3 protein-coding genes are annotated in these 1,982 nt (G+C 31.3%); all 3 read right to left on the bottom strand.

The window, feature by feature from the left end; all coding sequences use genetic code 11:
- Window positions 1–396, bottom strand: a 396-nt coding sequence (locus AC1DPZ_RS26235) for a hypothetical protein (protein ID WP_477409051.1), incomplete at its 3' end; no start/stop codon positions are given.
- Window positions 397–420: 24 nt separating this feature from the next.
- Window positions 421–1,524 (bottom strand): glycosyltransferase family 4 protein, encoded by a 1,104-nt coding sequence (locus AC1DPZ_RS26230; RefSeq protein WP_477409049.1) that lies wholly within the window; start codon window positions 1,522–1,524, stop codon window positions 421–423.
- Window positions 1,502–1,982, bottom strand: a 481-nt coding sequence (locus AC1DPZ_RS26225; RefSeq protein WP_477409047.1) for a hypothetical protein, incomplete at its 5' end; no start/stop codon positions are given. The genes AC1DPZ_RS26230 and AC1DPZ_RS26225, both read right to left, overlap by 23 nt.

Below are 1,982 nucleotides of genomic sequence, written 5' to 3'. Positions count from 1 at the left end.
AAAGTGGGCATATCCGGAGAAATCAAATCCTGTATTTGAAACAGCTTTTACGTTTAAACCTTTATATTTCTCTTTCGGATACTTGTTAAAATCAGATATAGTAACCAAATATTCGATGCTCTTCTTCCCCTTATAATTTTCAAATCTGTCAATTTGGTAAGATAAACCACATTCAATTACCTTACCATTTTTAAACCCCTTTTTCCTTATAAGATCATAACCGGCCCAATCGTGTATGCATACTAACAGTTTATTAGGATTTGCCTTCTGACGATTTGTGTTTGTTCTAAAATAATAATTAACCGGTAATAGGCCCAACTTTTTTAGCGCTTCTGCTAAGTACAATACAGGAGAGAACAACGCTTCTATAATTAAAATCAGATAAAATTTAATCATATTATAAATAAATATGTGTTTGGTTTAGGCAAGTGATAAATATAAATCTGAAACAAGCTTTATCTGCATATCTATGTTAAATAATTTTTGGGCGATGGATTTATTAATATGGCCTACATTTTCCCGATACTCTCTGTCGCAAATTTTACTAATATCTTTTTGCTCCAGGGTATGCCCATTTTTAATAAATATGTTTTCCGCAGGTATTATTTCTCTCAGCTGGGGTAAATCGCTGCATATTATTGGCAAGCCAAATTGCATAGCTTCAATAAAAACCAAACCAAAAGCCTCCTCTTTAGGTAATAAAATAAAATAATCCGCATTGCTGTAAAAGGCTTCTAAATTGGTTTTATACCCCAAAAATTCCACTTCACATTGCATAGAATTACTCGCAACATACGATTTTAAATACTCCTCTATTTTTATATTTCCCGTACCTGCAATTAAAAGGTTAAACTTAAACATCCCTTTAAGTTTATTGAAAATTATTAATAATTCTTTAAACCCTTTGTTTTCATCTATTGATCCCACTGATAAAAAACTGATTTTGTTACACTCCAAATCCTTATTTGTAACAATTAGCCTCTCACTATTTTGGGTTAATCTATCAGAAACCCAATTATATATCACTACCGATTTGTCTTTAAAAAAACCCAATTCCTTTTCACTATGGTGAGTTATAAAAATGCTTTTTGTTGATAATGCTTCAGCAACAAACTGTACAAAGGTATGAAAGATAAGAACGGCAGCTTTTTTAAACCCGTGATGAATTTGTGCAAATCCATTGGGTATAGAATGTATAGTCGCAATATGTTTTTTCCGTGCTAATTTTGAAAAAATACTGCCATAAAAAATAGCTTTTGGCTGATGGCTATGAATTATTTGGGGCGAAAATTTTTTAATGATACCCTGTATCTCCTTTGATTTTAAAAATCCTGAAAACCAAGTTAATTTAACAATACTTATCTCAATGTTTAAATTCAGGTCATTAATCGCTTTGATTAAAGGGCCATCATTGAATGCGATTATTTTTATCTGATTGTGAGGCCCCAGTTTTCTTACAAGATCATAAACGTGTAATTCACTACCAAACAAATTAGTTTGATCAATTATATATAATATTTTCACGCTTTTTTGTGGGATATAAAAGTATTAGAAAAGGAATTGAAAAATTTAGAACCTGAAAGGACAAGGCAAATAATACTAAAAATATAAACCATTCTTTCACAAACCGATCTGCTTTTTTAAGCACAAATATAATACTGGCAATCATTCCTATAAATAATAAGGGGCCTAATTCGGCTACTAATTGTAAAATAAAATTAAATGATGGCGGAGCCTGCCCTTTCGCATAGTATATAGAATTCATATAATAAGGCAAATAAGGCTTTATGTAATATCCATAATCATAAATTCCTACTCCCAAAATTTTACTTTTGTCTATTATTAACTTACTCAACGCATCGGTAACACCAAATCGCTCAATTGTGGATGCATCTGCATCCACATTAAAGCTACTCAAAAACCGGTCGGCAAGGTTAAAACTATGAATAGTAATATTTGATAAAATAAGCCCTGTAGCCACC

It is taken from the genome of Mucilaginibacter sp. P4_G9, from assembly GCF_056400985.1.
The sequence above is the reverse complement of the archived record's forward strand: the minus strand, read 5'-3'. Positions and strand labels throughout refer to the sequence as shown.